This is a genomic window from Hyphomicrobium sp., from assembly GCF_047600905.1.
Lineage (GTDB): Bacteria > Pseudomonadota > Alphaproteobacteria > Rhizobiales > Hyphomicrobiaceae > Hyphomicrobium_B.
Genome location: NZ_JASGKD010000001.1, coordinates 1,559,218 through 1,575,236 on the forward strand (window position 1 = coordinate 1,559,218; position 16,019 = coordinate 1,575,236).

The following is a 16,019-nucleotide window of genomic DNA, read 5'->3' on the forward strand; positions in this document are numbered from 1 at the left end:
GTTAACACACTGAGTACTCAGCTCGCGAAACGTCAAGCTAGCGATTTGGGCAGATCACAGATAATGCCGGACACTGATACCGATGCGCCACTAAAGAAAAACGCCGTTCTCCGGATTTGCGGGCTTTTCTGTCATTTCCCTTTTGGATTGACGTTCCCGCTAATAAGCATTCTTTCCCGAAAAGGATACGGCCATCGTCAGCAGCAGAATTTTGAAATCAAAAAACAGCGACCAATTCTCTATATAAAAAATGTCATGCCGGACGCGCGCTTCCATTTCCTCGACGCGCTCGGTGGCGCCGCGAAATCCATTGACCTGCGCCCAGCCGGTAATGCCGGGCTTGACCCGATGGCGGGCGAAATATCCTCTAATTAGGCGCGCATATTCTTCATTATGATCGACGGCGTGCGGGCGCGGACCGACCAGGGACATGGTGCCGTTCAGGACGTTCAATAGCTGCGGAAGTTCGTCCAGGCTGGTTTTGCGTAGGAGCCGGCCGATCCTCGTCACCCGCGGATCTCCAGGCTTTGCCTGTACGGTCCGGCTGGGTGTGTCACTGTCAACGGCCATGGTCCGAAATTTCCAGATGGAAAATATCTGATTGCTGAAGCCATATCTGGGCTGGCGATAAAAGATGGGGCCGCCGCCGTCGCACGCTATGGCAATGGCGATGATGGCAAAAAGCGGCGATGCAATCACAAGTCCGATAATTGCGAGGCAATAATCGAACATCGCCTTTTTCAGTCCGCCCCATCCGACTAAAGGGTGGCCCAGGACTTCAACGAGAGGCGTATCGCCGTAATGATCGGGCGACGGCCGGAAAGGTAATTTGAAGCCGATCAAATCCGACGCCAAATAGATATTCACGGGCAATTCGCGGAGCTTCTCGATCGATTTCAGAATTTCCTGATCTCTGTCCCATGGAACGGCGATGATTACATCGTCGACCCGGTTTGCACGAGCAAAAGCGTCGAGTTCGGAGACATTCCCCCTGACAAGATGATTGCCGAGTTTGAAGGGCGCGGCGGTGTCGTCGGAAAATGTTGCCAAAACCGAGATGAAACGCGGCCGACGCACTGCCAAATAATCCAGCAGTTGAATGGCTTGGCGGCCAGATCCCAAAACGACGACAAAGCGCGTGAAGACACCGCGATCGGCGAAGTGCCCGAGCACAAAAGCGAGCAATAGTCGCGTCGCCACGATCGCGGCAGGGGTTGCCATCGCGAAAGCCAGCATCCAGGCGCGCGAAAACGATTCCGAGATTTTTAGCGAATAAGCGGCCGCGAGCAGAAACAACATTGTCGTCACGAAGGCGACGATTATGTCGTCGAGAAATGCTAAGGGCCGCATAATCGGTTCAAGCTGATAGAGCTTGGCAAAATTCATCAACAGCAGCGACGTGATCCAAACGAAGCCGATAGCAGCCGAATAATTTTCCGGATTATCGGTGGCGCCGTCGATGAACCACCAGTAGAGCAGCGCTCCGCACAGCAAGATGACGGCGCTGTCGAGAAGGGCCGCGATCTGCGGGATCACGTGGGATGAAAACGCAGCACGGCGATGTTGAGGCTCTGCCGACAAAGCAGGATTTTCAGACCTATCAACTAACACATCGTCCCCAGCGCGATACGTTCAGGGAAGTATCGTAAAATCGTGCACAGCCGACAGGTAGAACGTATTGGAACTCGCGGTTCCCGTGTCGTCGATGCGCTGCGCAAAGGTATAAGACAATTGGGCGACCCATTCGCGCGTCAATTTGCGATCATAGGTCACGGCCGTGCGGAAGTAGTCGACGTCACCGCGATCGAGGCCCTGCCCTTGCGTCGCGAGACTGTAATCGGTGCGCAGAGAAATTCCCGATTCCCGGTTTATCGCCTGGTGCACGCCGGCACTGAGAACGCTGCGACTCTGGACGTCACCCAAAACATCGGGCGCGACGGTATGCACCAAATTCAGAGAGAACTGCGTGGTTGCGAGCGGCGAATATAGCAGCTGCAGGTCGCCCAACCAATCGACGTTCACGTTGTCTGACGGGTCTTGCGGGGAATTCCGGAAGCCGACACCGACGTTGCCAGTGACCGATAGATACCGGGAAGGCTGCATCGTGATGCCGGTTTTCAGGCGGCCAATAAAGGTATCTCCGAATTCGGAATCATCCAGCGCAAGCCACTCGAACTCGCTGGTCATGAGCCACGCCGAGATAGGGCTCAGGCGCCGCGACCAGTCGGCCGCCGCGATCATATCCGAATAATCCGAATTCGATGACGAGTTGAAATCTATGCGCGTGCCGTGAAGGGCAAAATGGACATCATCGGTCGCATCGATTTTGTGTGTAATGCCGCCGTCGAGATTGAAGGTATTGATATCGCCGCCGACGATGACGGAGCCGGTATCGGAGAGCTGGGCGGAGGTGGCATCCTGGCGCCGCCAAGCGCCGCCGAAGTTGTATTTTGTCGTCGGATCTATCGATTGCTCGAACAGAAAGCGCAATCCGTTGTCCATCGGAGCAGCGTTCTGGTCCTCGCCCGGTCCCTGCAGATTCTGGTAGCTCAGGTTCGCATTGAACTCGAAGCGGGACGTATCATCTTGCCGAACGGCGTCGAGCATCAACTGGCTATAGAAGCCGTATGTTTCGCCAGCCGGATCGTCGCTGAGGGCGCGGTTGTCGCTGAATTCGACGCTTTGGCTGAAACGTCCGGTCGCGGTCCATTCATCGGCGTGAGCCGCCGGCGCCGCAGCCGAAAGCAACAGCAGACCGAGGAAATATGCCGAGATCGTTGCCGGTGTGCCGCGCGTCATTCGAACAAGCCCTTCTCGGGGACGATGACGACGTCTCCCGGCTTGAGTTCGATATTGCCGTCGCTGCTATTTTCCTTGCCGGATTCGAATGCCGAATAGTTGAAAACGAATGTCGCGTCGGACCCGTTCTCCTTGCGACGGACCTGAATGCGCCCACGGGCGGCATAAGGCCCAAGGCCGCCGGACATGGCAATCGCCTGCACGACATCAGTTCCCGGCGTAAATGGATATGTCCCGGGCCTCGTCACCTCCCCCGTCACGAAAATTCTGGGCTTGGCGTCTTCATCGACCTTTGCCGGCGCAATGACCGAAACGGTGATATCGGGAGCGGAGGTGTACTTGTCCTTGAGTTTATTGCGAAGGTTTCTTTCGAGATCTTCCGGCGTCAGACCTGCGGCGCGAACCCGGCCGGCCAACGGAAACGAAATCTTGCCCGACTGATCGATGACGAGCTCGCGATCGAGCTTTGGATCCTGATAAACGGAAATGGAAATGCGATCGCCCGTCTGCAGGGCTTGGGCATAAGCCGCCGACGACGATAAAAGAATTGCTACTAGAAGAACAAAAAACAATCGCATTCCACGTCGTCTCGACAATAGGTTCAGTAATATCTTTTCTTGGATTTAGGGACTTTGTTCACAACGATACGGACAAGATTTGATGAGTGCAGGTGACGCATGCACTCCTCGACTTCCGGGATCGTCGAGGCGCCGGCGGCGGTGATCAGAAGAACGCTATCGGTATGCGGTAAGATCCCGATGACATCGTCGCTGACGAGCATCGGCGGCATATCGAGAATAACCAGATGAGATTGGAAGATAGTGCGCAGCGACTGAATAAACGCCTTCATCGGTCGCGATGAGATCAATTCGGATGAGCCGTCGGCGGCGCGTGTCGGCAAAAAAAGCGTTTCATATGGTCCGACCCGCAGCTTGAGAATGGCTTCGTCGAGAGACGCCCTGCCGGAGAGAACGTCGGAAAGGCCAACGGCAAAATCAATGCCCAGCCGCTTCGCCAATTGCGGCTTGCGAAAATCCATATCGACGAGAAATACCGGGCGCTGTTTTTGGCGGGCGATGCTCAAAGCGAGATTTAAGGACGTAACCGTTTTTCCGCAGCCCATCGTCGGAGACGTCACGACGAGCAATCGGCGATTTTCCGCGTCGAGCGATTGCAGAATCTGCGTGCGCAGCATGTCGTAGGCGGTCGCCCTCGGATCCGCGGAATTCTGGGCGATGATGCGCGCGGCTTCGAGCGTTCTCTCGTTCAACTGCACTTCGTCGAATTGCAAAAGTGGAGGACTTTGGGGCGCCTGTTCGAAGAACGTATTGGCTTCGCGAGGACCGGTCCCAGCGAGCTCAATCGGATGCACGTTAAAGCTTGAGTGTTCCATAGACTTTGCCCCGCCTGCTCAAGTCTTCAAAATGCGACCATAATCAACCTAATAGCCGCGTCAAGAAAAGCGCCCACAGTTCATCGAGCGGACGCCAAAAGAAATTTACGGCGAGCAAAATTGCTACAATTCCGATTGCCAGAAAAATAAGCCACGAGACGATCATAATTCGTTTTCCGGCCTTCTCGCGTTTGGTGACGATATAGGGCACCCCAACGACCAGAGATGGCGAAACGATCGCATAGAGATCACGCGTGCTCGTGACGGAGCTATCAAACATCTGGCGGAGAACAAGGCATCCCAGGCCCGCCGCGGCGGCAAAAGCGATAACGAATCCAAGCAATTTCGGCCGATTTGGTTTGAACGGCTTTTGCGGCGGGACTGCCTGTTCCAGAACCTCAAGACGCTCGGAGAACTGCGCCTTTTCGAGACTTTCTCCGAGGCGCGCAGCGGTCAATTTTTCCTGAGCACTGTCCAAATTTCGCTGGATGGTTGTACGCTGGCCATTCAAAACATCGAGCGCGATCTGAGCGTCGGTGGATTGCGCCGCGAATTTTTCCAGGGCTGCCAATTGTTTCTTCAAACTCACAACGTCGGGATGCGTTGCGGAAAAAATCGCCGATTTCTCTTCCAATTGCGAACGAACGTCAGCCAATTGCGAAGCCGTTTTGTCCGAATTGGGATCCATCGGATGCTTTTTCTTGAATTGAGCGATCTGGAGATCCATGTCGGAAAGGCTGCGCTGAAGGCGAGCAACTTCCTGGGCTAGAAAGTCCGAGGTTTCCTGCGCGCGCCGCGCCCGATTCTTGGCATCCTCATTCAGAATTAGCGTCATCAATTCATTGGCGACTGCGGTCGCAACGTCAGGCTGCTCATATTCGAATCCGACATTGACGGCGATCGTGATCCCGCCGTCGCGCGATTGACTGAGTTCGTACGGATCGATGTGCGTGCGGTCGCGCATCAGGTCGAGGAGCTGCGTCGACGTCAGGCTGTCTTTGCGATCGGCAAAGACATGAAATTTCTCGGAAATTGCGAGCAGGTTGTCGCGAGTGAGCACGCGCTGAATGATGACCTGGATGCGCTCTTTCGCCGACGCCGTTACCGTCGGCCGGACGAGGTCGGTTGGAACCTGTTGCGATTCAACGAGCAGCCGACCTTGCGCCAGGTACATCGGCTTCATCATGAAAACGAACGGCACACCGGCTGAGACGATGAGCAGAAACGGCAAAATCAGGTAGAGGGGCCGTTTGCGCAGAACGCCGATGTAATATGAAAGGTCGAGGCCCGCCGCGGACCGTTCGAAACCATCGCGGCTCATTTCGTAACTTTGCATGACGCCCCTACTCACCACGCGACCGCGACTGGCGCGCGCCAATCGCGGCTGGCTTAGGAGAGGTTGCCCTAGGCGGCAAATTGGTGCGCATGATGGTCATGCGCCCAACTCGCCAAAAATGGAACGTCCCTATTTGAATTAGACGCCGCTGAAGCCTCGCTGAGCCCACTTTTTCCGCGAACGGCTTGCAAGGCCGACCATGCCCAGTAAAGCGGAGCCGAAAAGGATGAGCGCCGGTGGAACGGGGGTCGTCGCCAAATCAAGCACATACGAGATTTTGCTCGACCCGACGGAGTCTCCGATCACATGAAGCGAGTAACTCGTATTGGCGGCCAGCGGGAGGAAGAACGTCGCGTAGCTCAGCAGGTTTCCAGTTGCCAGCACAGTCGAACCCGCCAGCAATTCAAACGTCAGTTGCGTAAAATACGATGTCGGCGACGCAGGCGGCGTCGCGGCGCCCAGCAACGAAACGCTTCCACCGGCCGTCGTGCCTGTCGTGAAATTGATAAAATCGGTGAAAGACGGATTAGCGGTGTGGCTCAGGGTTACGGTGTAATCGGTATCACCGCTGAGGTTGACCGTATTGGCGTTGGCCGCGCTTTGCGAGAAGCAAGCCGCAACCATCGCTGCGAGAACGAACGAAAGCTTTCTAAACATGACCGCCCCTAACAAGGTTAATATTGGTTTAATCGATAGGGTGCAGCGCAGCGGAATGCAAGGCGACAGGGCGGTTATTGAGCACGCGAGCGGCTCGTGTGATCAATGGATCACAGAGCCTTATCGCTAAGCATAAAGCGTGGAATTTACGCGGATTTCTTCCTGATTTCGCAGAGAAGGCGCACTATTTGCGACGTGGGTCGCACCAGGTGGTTGTATATTCTTTGCGGCGCAATGCGTGCGCGTGCGGCGGCGCAAAAATCACGTCGATTAGGTTGTGGAAAAAATGGTCGGAGCGAGAGGATTTGAACCTCCGACCCCCAGTCCCCCAGACTGGTGCGCTAACCAGGCTGCGCTACGCTCCGATTCGAAGAAACAGACAGCCTCGCAACCAAAAATTGCAATCGGCGGCCGCCCTGGTGATCGGCTGGTACCTGGAACACACTCACCCGTCAAGGTCGGATAGATCGGACCGGTCGGAAGACGGCGTTCTGGCCGTTTGTGCATACTGTTGTCGCCTCATCGGCGGTATTCGGGCAGACGCTTCAAAAGATCGATGATCGGGTAATCGACCCAAGCGTGGGTGACGAGATCGCGATGGCGCCCGTCTCCACCTGGCACGACGGCGACGCCGCCCGAGGCCAGACGGGTATTGATCTGGCCGCTGACATCGACGTCATGCGCGGCGAGGATGTCCTCTAGACGTGCGTTCTGATTTCGCGTCGAGCCGAGATAAACGCTGACGAAAAAGGCGGAGGGATCGGCTTCGATCCAGCTCGCGAACTTGTCCAGATCGCCATATAGGGAATCGAGCAGCACGACGCCGCGAACGCGCTTCTTCAAGCCACCGCGCTCGATCGCGGAGGCGGCCGCGACATAGCCGCCGCTGTAGGCAACCACGATGATCGGCATGCTCGCGAACGCGCGAAGCGACTTGCGATCACCGAAAAGACGCGCGAGTTGCTGGCCGGCTTCGCCGACGAAACGGCCGAAGGCTCCGGGCTGCCAGAATTTTCCCGCGCTCGAATCCCGCGCGTCGACCGCCAGCTGAGGCGCGACCAGCACGACGTTGGCATTGGACGCAGAAATCTGCGCAGGCACTTTCTGGCGCGCAAGCACGTCGCGCTCAAGCGTGGCGCCATGGCCGTGAAAGAAGACCATCATCAGCGCGGGGCGGCGAATGTCGAAGCCCTTCGGGATATGAAGGAGCACGCGATTGTCGTCGTACGTCTCATCTTCCCAATAGACGCGACCCGATCCGGTGCGGTGGCCCTTGCGGCCGTTTTCGTTGACGTTGAGAAATGGTGCGCCCGAATCCGGCATGGTGCCGCGATAGGGAAATGGCGCCGTATCAAAATGTACGAGAGCCGTTTTGTCGACCTTCGTCGGCCGGCTGCGCGATTGCACCAACGTCTTGGAGGGCACCGCGCCGTTCTGTTTGCTCTTGGCCGCATAGGCGCCGGAAAGGCCCAGCGTCCAGGCGACGCCTGCACCGAGCGCGCGCGCAAGAAATTTTCGTCGCCCGTTATTCATCGCCGTCGGCGCCATGCGCTCGACACCCCGTTTGGCAGACCGTCGTCGAAACAGAATCGCGTTTGCCCTCCGACAAGAATAGTCGTCGGCGCATTCTGAGAGAATCAAAGTCTCCGTCTACAGTCCAAAATTGTTCAATTCGTGAGGCAAATGCCGCAGCACTGAGCAACGGCGATATGCCTCGGGGCTTGGCGGTGCCTGAAAAGTATTCCGCGTGCGACCTTAGATGTATTTTGGCAACTCAGTTTTAACATGTATTACCGGCAGTTGTTGGAATCCACCGAGTCAATAGTGTCCCCGAGATTGGCCTTGGTTAAGCCTCATCCATGACAACTGCAGCTACCATCAACGCTCCGTCTTCCGTGACACCCGGCCTCGACGTCCGGACTGTTTCGACGGTCACTGCCACCGCGCTCGCCGTAGCCGATATGATCGGCATCGGTGTCTTTACCAGCCTCGGATTTCAGGTCGCGAGCATTCCTTCGGCATTCTCGGTCTTGATGCTTTGGATCGTCGGAGGCGTCGCAGCGCTATGCGGCGCACTCGCTTACGCCGAGCTTGCCGCCGCGCTTCCCCGTTCCGGCGGCGAATACACGTTCCTGTCGCGCATCTATCATCCGGCAGTTGGATTTCTTGCCGGCTGGATATCGGCCACTTTGGGCTTCTCGGCGCCGATCGCGCTCGCGGCGATGGCATTCGGGGAATATTTCAAAGGCTTGATGCCGGACGCGTCGCCTTTGCTGCTCGGTATCGCAGTCGTGTGGGGCGTGACGCTCGTGCATTTGAGCGGCATCAAGCACTCGAGCAAATTTCAAAACATCTCGACGATCGTCAAAGGCGCTTTGATCCTGGCGCTAATTGTCGCCGGCCTCGCCTACGGCGTTCCGCAGCCAATCTCCTTCGCCCCGACGTCGACCGACCTGGGATATATCGCCAGCGCGCCGTTCGCCGTCAGCCTCGTATTCGTGATGTATGCCTATTCGGGCTGGAACGCGGCGACTTATATAGCGGGCGAAATCCGCGAGCCGGCCGTCAGCCTGCCGCGCTCGATCGTGGCAGCGACCATAATCGTGATCAGCTGCTACGTCGCGCTCAACGCGGTATTTCTTTACACGACCCCGATATCAGCGATGGCAGGCCAGCTCGATGTCGCGATGGTCGCCGGAAAGCACATTTTCGGCGAGGTCGGCGGCATGATCGTCGGAGCGCTGATCTGCATCGGGCTGATTTCCTCGATCAGCGCGATGACGTGGATCGGCCCGCGTGTCACCATGGCGATGGGCAAAGACTATGCACTGTTCCGTCCACTGTCGTTGACAAGCAAGCGGGGCGTGCCGACCTACGCGATTTTGTTGCAACTTGTGATCGTCAGCCTGCTTCTGATGACGCAGAGCTTCGAAGCCGTGCTCGACACTATTCAGTTCAGTCTTACGCTGTGTTCGTTCCTTGCCGTGCTCGGCGTCATCGTTCTTCGTTGGACCGAGCCCAACCTGCCGCGTCCGTATCGCACCTGGGGCTATCCATTCACGCCGTTCGTGTTTCTCGGCGTTACGGCTTTCATGATGTACCACCTCGTCGTCGAACGTCCCCTGCAGTCGATGGCCGGTCTTGCCATCATGCTGACGGGTTTAGCCGTTTATGCCTATTCGCGGCGGAGTCCGATGCTTGGTCAGAACCTCAATAGGACCCAAAATGGCTAGAATGCGCGTCACTGTAGCGACTGCCTTCGCGGCATTCGCGGTTTCAGTCATGTCGAGTGCCGTGAGCGCAGGTCCCCGTGCAAGCCTCAACGATACCGCACTCTTCATCGCGGGCATGCAGCCATCGGATGGTTCGCCGCTCAAGGCATACACGAGCGACGGGTATTGGAAGCAGTATGCGGCGAGCTTCGATCAGGCCTGGGACGGGCTCGAGAAGCGTCAGCTGAGCAAGATTCGCACGCTCGTCGCTCGCGATTTCAACAATCGCCAGCCGACGCTGTTCTATTTCTTCAGCGGCCCGGATTATCTCTACGCCGATGCTTTCTTTCCGTCGGCCCGGACCTACATCATGGCGGGTCTTGAGCCGCCAGGCGCAATTCCCGATATACAAAAATACTCGCGCGGTGAGATTGCCAGCGCGCTGCGGGATCTGCGCTCGTCTCTCAGTTCGGTCTTGAGCTACAGCTTCTTCCAGACCAAGTTCATGCGCGTCGATTTCAGCCGCACCAAGCTCAACGGCACGACACCCGTGCTGATGACCTTCCTGGCTCGCGCCGGCAAAATCATCTACTCGGCCGAGCTTTACGATCTCGCGAGCGACGGGACGCTGCATCCGGCCGAAGATAAAATTGAGAAGCCGACGGGCCGGGCGGTCAAGATCGTTTTCGGCGATCCCAGTAGCGGCAAGAGCGAGCTCTATTATTTCAGCACCGATCTTTCGAACGGTGGGATCAAAGACAGCGGCTTTCTGAAGTTCTGCGATACGTACGGGCACGCCGACAGTTTCATCAAGAGCGCCTCGTACCTGATGCATCAGGACAACTTCTCGACCGTCCGCGACTATCTGCTGACGCACAGCACTTCGCTGCTGGAAGACGATTCCGGCATCCCGATCCGCTTCTTCGCCAAGGGATGGCAACTTCATCCTTATGGCCGGTATGCCGGACCCATCGGCCTTTTCGCCGGCCAATACCAATCGAAGCTCAACGAGGTTTTCGCCAAGGGCAAGACGACGCCCATCGATTTCAGTCTTGGCTATCGCTGGAAACCGGCGGAATCGAACGTCCTTTTGGCTGTGCGGGATGAAACGGCGACGGCATTCGAGGTCGCGACCCCGACCGTCGTGAAGACGAGCGCGTCGGCGGACTCGAAACCAAAGCTTGAGGCGGCGGCGGTGCAGCCGGAAAAACGGCGTTACAGGAGGCACCGTCAGCAGACGGTCAGCAATCCCTACTTTCCGAAAATCTTCGGGTACACGCCGTAGCCGAAGCGCATTTCCGGGCTACTCATGGAATCCGTGGACACAATGACGGTGCCTACGCGCTGCTAGCTCGGCTCGCCGCGCAGGAACGTGTCCATCTGTGTCAATGGGAACGGTTTCACGGCGAGGACTTTCGGCAGCCGCTCTGCTGCTATCGCACCGACGTATTCCGCGTCGATTGACAGTGCCCTGACGGCGAGCGGCGGTGCGGTCGAATTCGCGCGCGTCGATCGGGGCCCACCGACCACGCCTTGCTCGGTCAATAGTCGGCCGATGCCGACGCCAAGTGCTTTAGCGATGGCTTCAAGCTGCACCCAAGCCGTCAGAATATCGCCGTCGTCTTCGGCGGACAGCGGCATGTGCACCCCGAGCCGCTGTGCTGCCTGAGCGATGCGCTGCCGGCGATCCACCGACATGCGCAGTTTCCGGCCTCTTTCTTCAAGATCGACACCAATCGCCATGCTCTTAGCGATGGCAATCAAAGCGGCATGGCCCGTATGCGAGATGCTGAAATGCGGACCTTCGCCGGCGATGACCGGCCGACCGCTTCGCTCTATGCGAAATGCCACGCGGCGCAGGCTCGTCCCGCCGACGCGCTCCAGCGCAATTCGCGTCGCGATCCTGGACGCGCGCCAGAAGCGCCTTGCATCCGTGTCGGCCATCGCGTCGGCGCGTGCGATGTCGTCCGCGGACAATCGCGTCGTGCGCTTTTCCTCAGCCTCCAGGACCGGTGAGGCATGCGCGAGATTGATGAAAAAGATTTCGAGACCTGATACCACCTCGCGCCGCCCGGCAGCGGCGCCCGCAGTCGAAGCGGATTTAGGTCCGCCCGGCACGCGATTTCTTCACGTCGTCGGGACTGGCTATCGGGTTGATCGGCTGGCCGCGCAGAATGGCACAAGCCAGTTCCAACTCGCGGATCGCAATCTGGATTTGGCCCTCGGTCGTTGAGGCGTCGATCCGCGGCTTGGCTTGCGGTTCGTGGACTGCCGGCGGAGCGACTTTCGTCACCGGCTTTCGTCCGCGCTTGCGAACCGACGGGGTTGGCGGCGTTGCCGCAAGGGCCGCAGCCACCCGTTGCGCGGCCGCCTTGACCTGATCAACGCCGTGCTCGCGCAGGATCTTCTGAACGCCACGAATTGTGTAGCCTTCGGCATGCAGAAGCGCGCGGATACCGCGCAACAATTCCATATCCTCGGGGCGATAATAACGACGACCGCCCCCGCGCTTCATCGGCCTGATCTGAGGAAACCGGCCTTCCCAGAAGCGCAGAACGTGCTTCGGAATTTGGAGTTCGTCGGCCACTTCTCCGATCGTACGAAACGCTTCCGCCGACTTGTTCATGGTTCGCCCCTCAGCATCAACAACCAGAACAATTGAACGCTTAGTTTCGCGCCCTTGCAACGGCGTCTTTAGGCTTTCGCGTGGCCTTTGTTGATCCTGTCTTTCATGATGTTCGATGGACGGAAGACAAGAACCCGCCGCGGTGTAATCGGCACTTCCTCGCCGGTCTTGGGATTGCGGCCGATGCGCTGGCCCTTCTGGCGGATACCGAACGAGCCGAATGACGAAAGTTTCACGGCGTCACCGCCAGCCAAGCTGCCGGAAATCTCGTCGAGGACGCGTTCGACAAGGTCCTGGCTCTCGTTGCGCGGCAGTCCGACTTTTTCAACGACGGCTTCCGCAAGATCAGCGCGTGTCAACGTCTTGCCCACCATCTTTTCCTCCCAGCCGAGCAGTTCATCGGCGCGGAATGGTAGCGGCGGTTGGTCGCGGGGTCAACGGTCGAGGTCAACAACCGACTGAAAAAGCAGGATATTCTACGCTGCAATGCACCAATTATGGTTACCAGCGGGCGAGTACGGCGCCCCAGGTGAAGCCGCCGCCCATGGCTTCCATCAAAATCAGGCTGCCTTCCTTGACCCGGTGGGCCTCGAAGGCGTCGTTGAGGGCGAGCGGGATCGAGGCCGCGGAGGTGTTCCCATGCCGGTCGAGGGTCATGACGATCTTCTCGGGCGCGACGTTGAGCTTTTTGGCGATGCCATCGAGAATGCGCTTGTTGGCCTGATGAGGAATGAACAGGTCGATCTCATCGGCAGCATAACCCGTCTCGACCAGCGTCTCTTCGATCACGCCCGAGATCTTCTGGACGGCGTGCCGGAAAACTTCCCGGCCGTTCATCCGCAAATGGCCGACCGTCTTGGTCGAGCCAGGGCCGCCGTCGACGTAAAGCAGTTCCTCGAAGCGGCCGTCGGAGCGGATGAGCGTCGAGATGATGCCCCTGTCCTCGCGACCTCCGCGCTGCGGCTGGGCCTCGAGCACGACTGCGCCAGCGCCGTCTCCGAACAGGACGCACGTAGAGCGATCGGACCAATCGAGAATTCGTGAGAAGGTTTCCGCGCCAATGACGAGCGCGCGTTTCGATTGGCCGGCTTTGAGAAAATTGTCGGCGGTCGCCAGCGCGAAGACGAAACCCGAACAGACCGCCTGGATGTCGAAGGCAGCACCTTTGGTGACGCCGAGCATCGACTGAATCTTGACCGCGGTCGCTGGGAAGGTGCGGTCCGGCGTCGAGGTCGCGCAGACGACCAGGTCGATGTCGATAGGATCGATCCCTGCACGGATGAGCGCCTGCTTGGCTGCCGCGGCGCCAAGCTCGGACGTCAGCTCTTTCTCGTCGGCGATGTGGCGCTGCAGGATGCCGGAACGCTCGCGTATCCATGCATCGCTGGTATCGACGATTTTGGCGAGGTCATCATTCGTGACGATGCGCTTGGGAAGGTGCGCGCCGACACCGCGAATGACAGAGCGGAGAATTGCCAAGTCTATGCCTTTCCGAGCATGCTTCCGGTCGTGTCGTGCGGCCGGCTGCCGCCGGCGGCCGCCGCCGAGAGCCGATGGTGAAAGCCGTCAATATCGGCTGTTAAGCGGGCAATCAAACCGGAATCGGCCATCTCGTACGCAAGATCGACGGCGCTCGCAAATCCAAAGGCGTCCGTGCCGCCGTGGCTCTTAACCGCGATACCGTTAAGACCCAGAAAGGTGCCACCGTTAACGCGGCGCGGGTCCATTTTTTCCTTCAGCACGCGGAAACCGCCTTGGGCCAGAAATGCCCCGATCTTGCTGACGATCGAGCTCGTCATGGCGGCGCGGATGTAACTACCGATCTGCTTGGCGGTGCCTTCGGCGGTCTTCAAAGCGATATTTCCCGCAAAGCCTTCGACCACGACGACATCGACCGCGCCTTGGCCAATCTGATCGCCTTCAACGAAGCCCTTGTATTCGAGCGGCAGGACGTCGACGGACTTCAGCAGCGCGTGCGCCGCCTTGACATCCTCGTTGCCCTTCATCTCCTCGGTGCCGACATTCAGCAGGCCAACGGATGGACGCTCGATGTGAAAGACGGCGCGGGCCATTGCGGCGCCCATCAGCGAAAAGTCTGCGAGCTGGCTGGCGGTCGCGCCGATGTTGGCGCCCACATCGAGCACGATGCATTCGGAATTGACGGTCGGCCAAAGCGCGGCAATCGCCGGACGCTCAATTCCAGCCATCGGGCGCAGCACGAGTTTCGCGATCGCCATCAGCGCGCCGGTATTGCCCGCCGATACCGCGGCGTCCGCCTCGCCGGCTTTCACCGCTTCGAGCGGAAGCCACATGCTCGAACCCTTGCCGCGCCGCAAAGCCTGGCTCGGCTTTTCGTTCATCGAGATAATATGGTCGGTATGGATGACACGGCTCTTGGCGCGCAGCGCAGGATGCTGCGCAAGCACCGCGTCGATGCGCGGCTGCTGACCATACATGATGAAGCTTAACGCGGGTTGGCGCTCAAGCGATAGGGCTGCGCCCGAAATCACGACCTCCGGGCCGTGATCGCCGCCCATGGCATCGAGTGCGATCGTCTTTGGGCTTGCCATTCTTGCCGATTGCTGCGGAGGCCGCGTTCGACGCTTCCGCGCCAACTCGGCCGCCCTAGGTCTCCCCGAAATTCGGCGAGACCATATCCTTTTAGAGCCTGCCTACAAGGCGAAAACGCGCCTCGTGACAGAAGCACTCACATGGGCGCAGTTTACCCTGACTTTTCATTTGCATACAGCGGCAGCGCCAAGAATTCCGTTGAGAATTGGGATGGCCTGCGGGCACTCAACCCTTGTCCTTGAGCTTTGCCAAGGTTGCGAACGGGCTGTGAGCGCCGGGCTCCTCGACTTTCGGATCCTTCCAGTCGAATTCCGCACCTTCACGGCGAGGATAAGGGTCGAGGGATGCCGACAAAGTTTCGAAAACGATGCGTCCGACCGGGATCAATCCGTGCTCGAGCAGCTCGACGTCGGAGCCGCTCAAGATGCTGGCTTCTTCTTCGCTCTCCTCCGATTTCAGGTCGGGCCAGAACTCGACATCGAAGGCGGCTTTGACCGCGCCCCTCACCGGCTCGAGCGAGACGACGCATGCCTGCTCGACATTCGCAGAGATCGAGCCCGAGAGCCGATAGGCGCCGCCGGAAATCGCAACGATACGGTAGTGCGATGACAGGTCGGCGACGCTCAAGATATCGAGCGCCTTGGCAATCCGGCCGAGTTCGTCGGCGGTCGCTTCGCGCTGGCGGTCCAGTCCGCCCGCTGGAATATCGGTGGTTTTCTCGGCCCAATCCAAGGTGTCGGTCACGTTTGCACTTTCCCGGTCATTGCGATCGTTTCGTCCAGAAGCTTGCGCGACGCTCCGCACTCGACCCAATGATCGAAAGGTTCGACGTCGAGCGCGGCCGAAGCCCTGCGTACATAATGCGCGAGCAGCCGGCTCGCATCCTCCCGGTCTGACGCACCGGGGAAGATATAGAGGGCGATGCTATGCTCATCGGCTTCACCTGCGATGAGCCGTTGGTAAACGGTTGCGCGCTCGTAGAAGGCGGCGGCGGCACGCTTTACCTTCTTCGGAACCGCGAGATCGCCGACGCCCATTTCGCGCATGCAATCATCCATGTCGGTCACGAAGACTTCTATCGTGCGCTGCCTCAGAATTTCAGCCTCCGCAGGGGACCCGAGAGAGCCTTGGAGCGCCAGGAAAAGGTGCAGGACAATCAGTTCGAAGCGGCCCTCGGGTGTGTCCGGAACGCCAATCGCACCGTAAAACGCCGGCTGCCTCGCGGCGGCCACGACGCTGCCATAAAGCTCTTCTGCTCTGCGGCCAATTTCGGTCTGCTTTTTCAGCCATCGCAACATCTTAGTGGCAACTCTGGAGGAACACGGGTTGGCGGTGGGTACCTACGAAATGTCTGGGGATCATGCCATGCGGCCACGGGGGCCCGCAGTTGCTGGCTTTCGATGCACAATCTAAACACACGAAGCC

General features: G+C 58.6%; 16 protein-coding genes and 1 tRNA gene. 2 read left to right on the top strand and 15 right to left on the bottom strand.

The window, feature by feature from the left end:
• Positions 1-159 precede the first annotated feature (159 nt).
• The 8 genes from QM780_RS07695 to QM780_RS07730 form a co-directional block, all read right to left on the bottom strand.
• On the bottom strand, positions 160-1,581 hold the full coding sequence (locus QM780_RS07695; RefSeq protein WP_415069886.1) for an undecaprenyl-phosphate glucose phosphotransferase: 1,422 nt from the start codon (positions 1,579-1,581) through the stop codon (positions 160-162).
• Between the two features lie 51 nt (positions 1,582-1,632).
• The gene (locus QM780_RS07700) at positions 1,633-2,799 is read right to left on the bottom strand and encodes a hypothetical protein (RefSeq protein ID WP_415069887.1); all 1,167 of its coding nucleotides are present in this window, start codon (positions 2,797-2,799) and stop codon (positions 1,633-1,635) included.
• Positions 2,796-3,377 (bottom strand): polysaccharide biosynthesis/export family protein, encoded by a 582-nt coding sequence (locus tag QM780_RS07705; protein ID WP_415069888.1) that lies wholly within the window; start codon positions 3,375-3,377, stop codon positions 2,796-2,798. The genes QM780_RS07700 and QM780_RS07705 overlap by 4 nt, the downstream gene beginning before the upstream one ends.
• 23 nt (positions 3,378-3,400) lie before the next feature.
• On the bottom strand, positions 3,401-4,171 hold the full coding sequence (locus tag QM780_RS07710; protein WP_415069889.1) for a CpsD/CapB family tyrosine-protein kinase: 771 nt from the start codon (positions 4,169-4,171) through the stop codon (positions 3,401-3,403).
• Positions 4,172-4,235: 64 nt separating this feature from the next.
• Positions 4,236-5,528, bottom strand: coding sequence for a GumC family protein (locus QM780_RS07715; RefSeq protein WP_415069890.1), 1,293 nt, complete (start codon positions 5,526-5,528; stop codon positions 4,236-4,238).
• A gap of 138 nt (positions 5,529-5,666) precedes the next feature.
• Positions 5,667-6,185, bottom strand: coding sequence for a hypothetical protein (locus tag QM780_RS07720; protein WP_415069891.1), 519 nt, complete (start codon positions 6,183-6,185; stop codon positions 5,667-5,669).
• 287 nt (positions 6,186-6,472) lie between these two features.
• A tRNA-Pro gene (locus QM780_RS07725) sits at positions 6,473-6,550 on the bottom strand.
• Between the two features lie 154 nt (positions 6,551-6,704).
• Positions 6,705-7,733, bottom strand: a complete 1,029-nt coding sequence (locus QM780_RS07730; RefSeq protein WP_415069893.1) for an alpha/beta hydrolase — start codon at positions 7,731-7,733, stop codon at positions 6,705-6,707.
• A 311-nt stretch (positions 7,734-8,044) separates the two neighbouring features.
• Here QM780_RS07730 and QM780_RS07735 point away from each other — a divergent pair, with 311 nt between their 5' ends.
• Together QM780_RS07735 and QM780_RS07740 are read left to right on the top strand one after the other, a co-directional pair.
• Positions 8,045-9,418 (top strand): APC family permease, encoded by a 1,374-nt coding sequence (locus QM780_RS07735; protein ID WP_415069894.1) that lies wholly within the window; start codon positions 8,045-8,047, stop codon positions 9,416-9,418.
• Entirely contained in the window at positions 9,411-10,682 is a 1,272-nt protein-coding gene (locus tag QM780_RS07740) for a hypothetical protein (protein WP_415069895.1), read from the top strand. Before QM780_RS07735 ends, QM780_RS07740 begins: the two co-directional genes overlap by 8 nt.
• Before the next feature lie 62 nt (positions 10,683-10,744).
• Here the strand turns inward: QM780_RS07740 and QM780_RS07745 are convergent, their stop codons facing one another.
• From QM780_RS07745 to QM780_RS07775, 7 genes are all read right to left on the bottom strand, one after another.
• Positions 10,745-11,515, bottom strand: coding sequence for a 4'-phosphopantetheinyl transferase family protein (locus QM780_RS07745; protein WP_415069896.1), 771 nt, complete (start codon positions 11,513-11,515; stop codon positions 10,745-10,747).
• Complete coding sequence (locus QM780_RS07750) at positions 11,499-12,023, bottom strand: MerR family transcriptional regulator (RefSeq protein ID WP_415069897.1); 525 nt, start codon at positions 12,021-12,023, stop codon at positions 11,499-11,501. Before QM780_RS07750 ends, QM780_RS07745 begins: the two co-directional genes overlap by 17 nt.
• A 68-nt stretch (positions 12,024-12,091) precedes the next feature.
• Complete coding sequence (locus tag QM780_RS07755; protein ID WP_415069899.1) at positions 12,092-12,397, bottom strand: integration host factor subunit alpha; 306 nt, start codon at positions 12,395-12,397, stop codon at positions 12,092-12,094.
• A gap of 127 nt (positions 12,398-12,524) precedes the next feature.
• Positions 12,525-13,502, bottom strand: coding sequence for a beta-ketoacyl-ACP synthase III (locus QM780_RS07760; RefSeq protein ID WP_415069900.1), 978 nt, complete (start codon positions 13,500-13,502; stop codon positions 12,525-12,527).
• Positions 13,503-13,504: 2 nt separating this feature from the next.
• A complete protein-coding gene (gene plsX / locus QM780_RS07765) occupies positions 13,505-14,593 on the bottom strand; it encodes a phosphate acyltransferase PlsX (protein ID WP_415069901.1) in 1,089 nt (362 codons plus the stop codon).
• A gap of 226 nt (positions 14,594-14,819) precedes the next feature.
• On the bottom strand, positions 14,820-15,338 hold the full coding sequence (locus tag QM780_RS07770; protein WP_415069902.1) for a YceD family protein: 519 nt from the start codon (positions 15,336-15,338) through the stop codon (positions 14,820-14,822).
• Complete coding sequence (locus QM780_RS07775; RefSeq protein WP_415069903.1) at positions 15,335-15,892, bottom strand: ubiquinol-cytochrome C chaperone family protein; 558 nt, start codon at positions 15,890-15,892, stop codon at positions 15,335-15,337. The genes QM780_RS07770 and QM780_RS07775 overlap by 4 nt, the downstream gene beginning before the upstream one ends.
• Positions 15,893-16,019: the final 127 nt, after the last annotated feature.

What these genes read in the sequence shown, in the direction of transcription:
- QM780_RS07700 (WP_415069887.1), bottom strand. Translation starts at nt 2,799, where the DNA reads ATGACGCGCGGCACACCGGCAACGATCTCGGCATATTTCCTCGGTCTG.
- QM780_RS07705 (WP_415069888.1), bottom strand. Translation starts at nt 3,377, where the DNA reads ATGCGATTGTTTTTTGTTCTTCTAGTAGCAATTCTTTTATCGTCGTCG.
- QM780_RS07715 (WP_415069890.1), bottom strand. Translation starts at nt 5,528, where the DNA reads ATGCAAAGTTACGAAATGAGCCGCGATGGTTTCGAACGGTCCGCGGCG.
- QM780_RS07720 (WP_415069891.1), bottom strand. Translation starts at nt 6,185, where the DNA reads ATGTTTAGAAAGCTTTCGTTCGTTCTCGCAGCGATGGTTGCGGCTTGC.
- QM780_RS07730 (WP_415069893.1), bottom strand. Translation starts at nt 7,733, where the DNA reads ATGGCGCCGACGGCGATGAATAACGGGCGACGAAAATTTCTTGCGCGC.
- QM780_RS07735 (WP_415069894.1), top strand. Translation starts at nt 8,045, where the DNA reads ATGACAACTGCAGCTACCATCAACGCTCCGTCTTCCGTGACACCCGGC.
- QM780_RS07740 (WP_415069895.1), top strand. Translation starts at nt 9,411, where the DNA reads ATGGCTAGAATGCGCGTCACTGTAGCGACTGCCTTCGCGGCATTCGCG.
- QM780_RS07750 (WP_415069897.1), bottom strand. Translation starts at nt 12,023, where the DNA reads ATGAACAAGTCGGCGGAAGCGTTTCGTACGATCGGAGAAGTGGCCGAC.
- QM780_RS07755 (WP_415069899.1), bottom strand. Translation starts at nt 12,397, where the DNA reads ATGGTGGGCAAGACGTTGACACGCGCTGATCTTGCGGAAGCCGTCGTT.
- plsX (WP_415069901.1), bottom strand. Translation starts at nt 14,593, where the DNA reads ATGGCAAGCCCAAAGACGATCGCACTCGATGCCATGGGCGGCGATCAC.
- QM780_RS07775 (WP_415069903.1), bottom strand. Translation starts at nt 15,892, where the DNA reads ATGTTGCGATGGCTGAAAAAGCAGACCGAAATTGGCCGCAGAGCAGAA.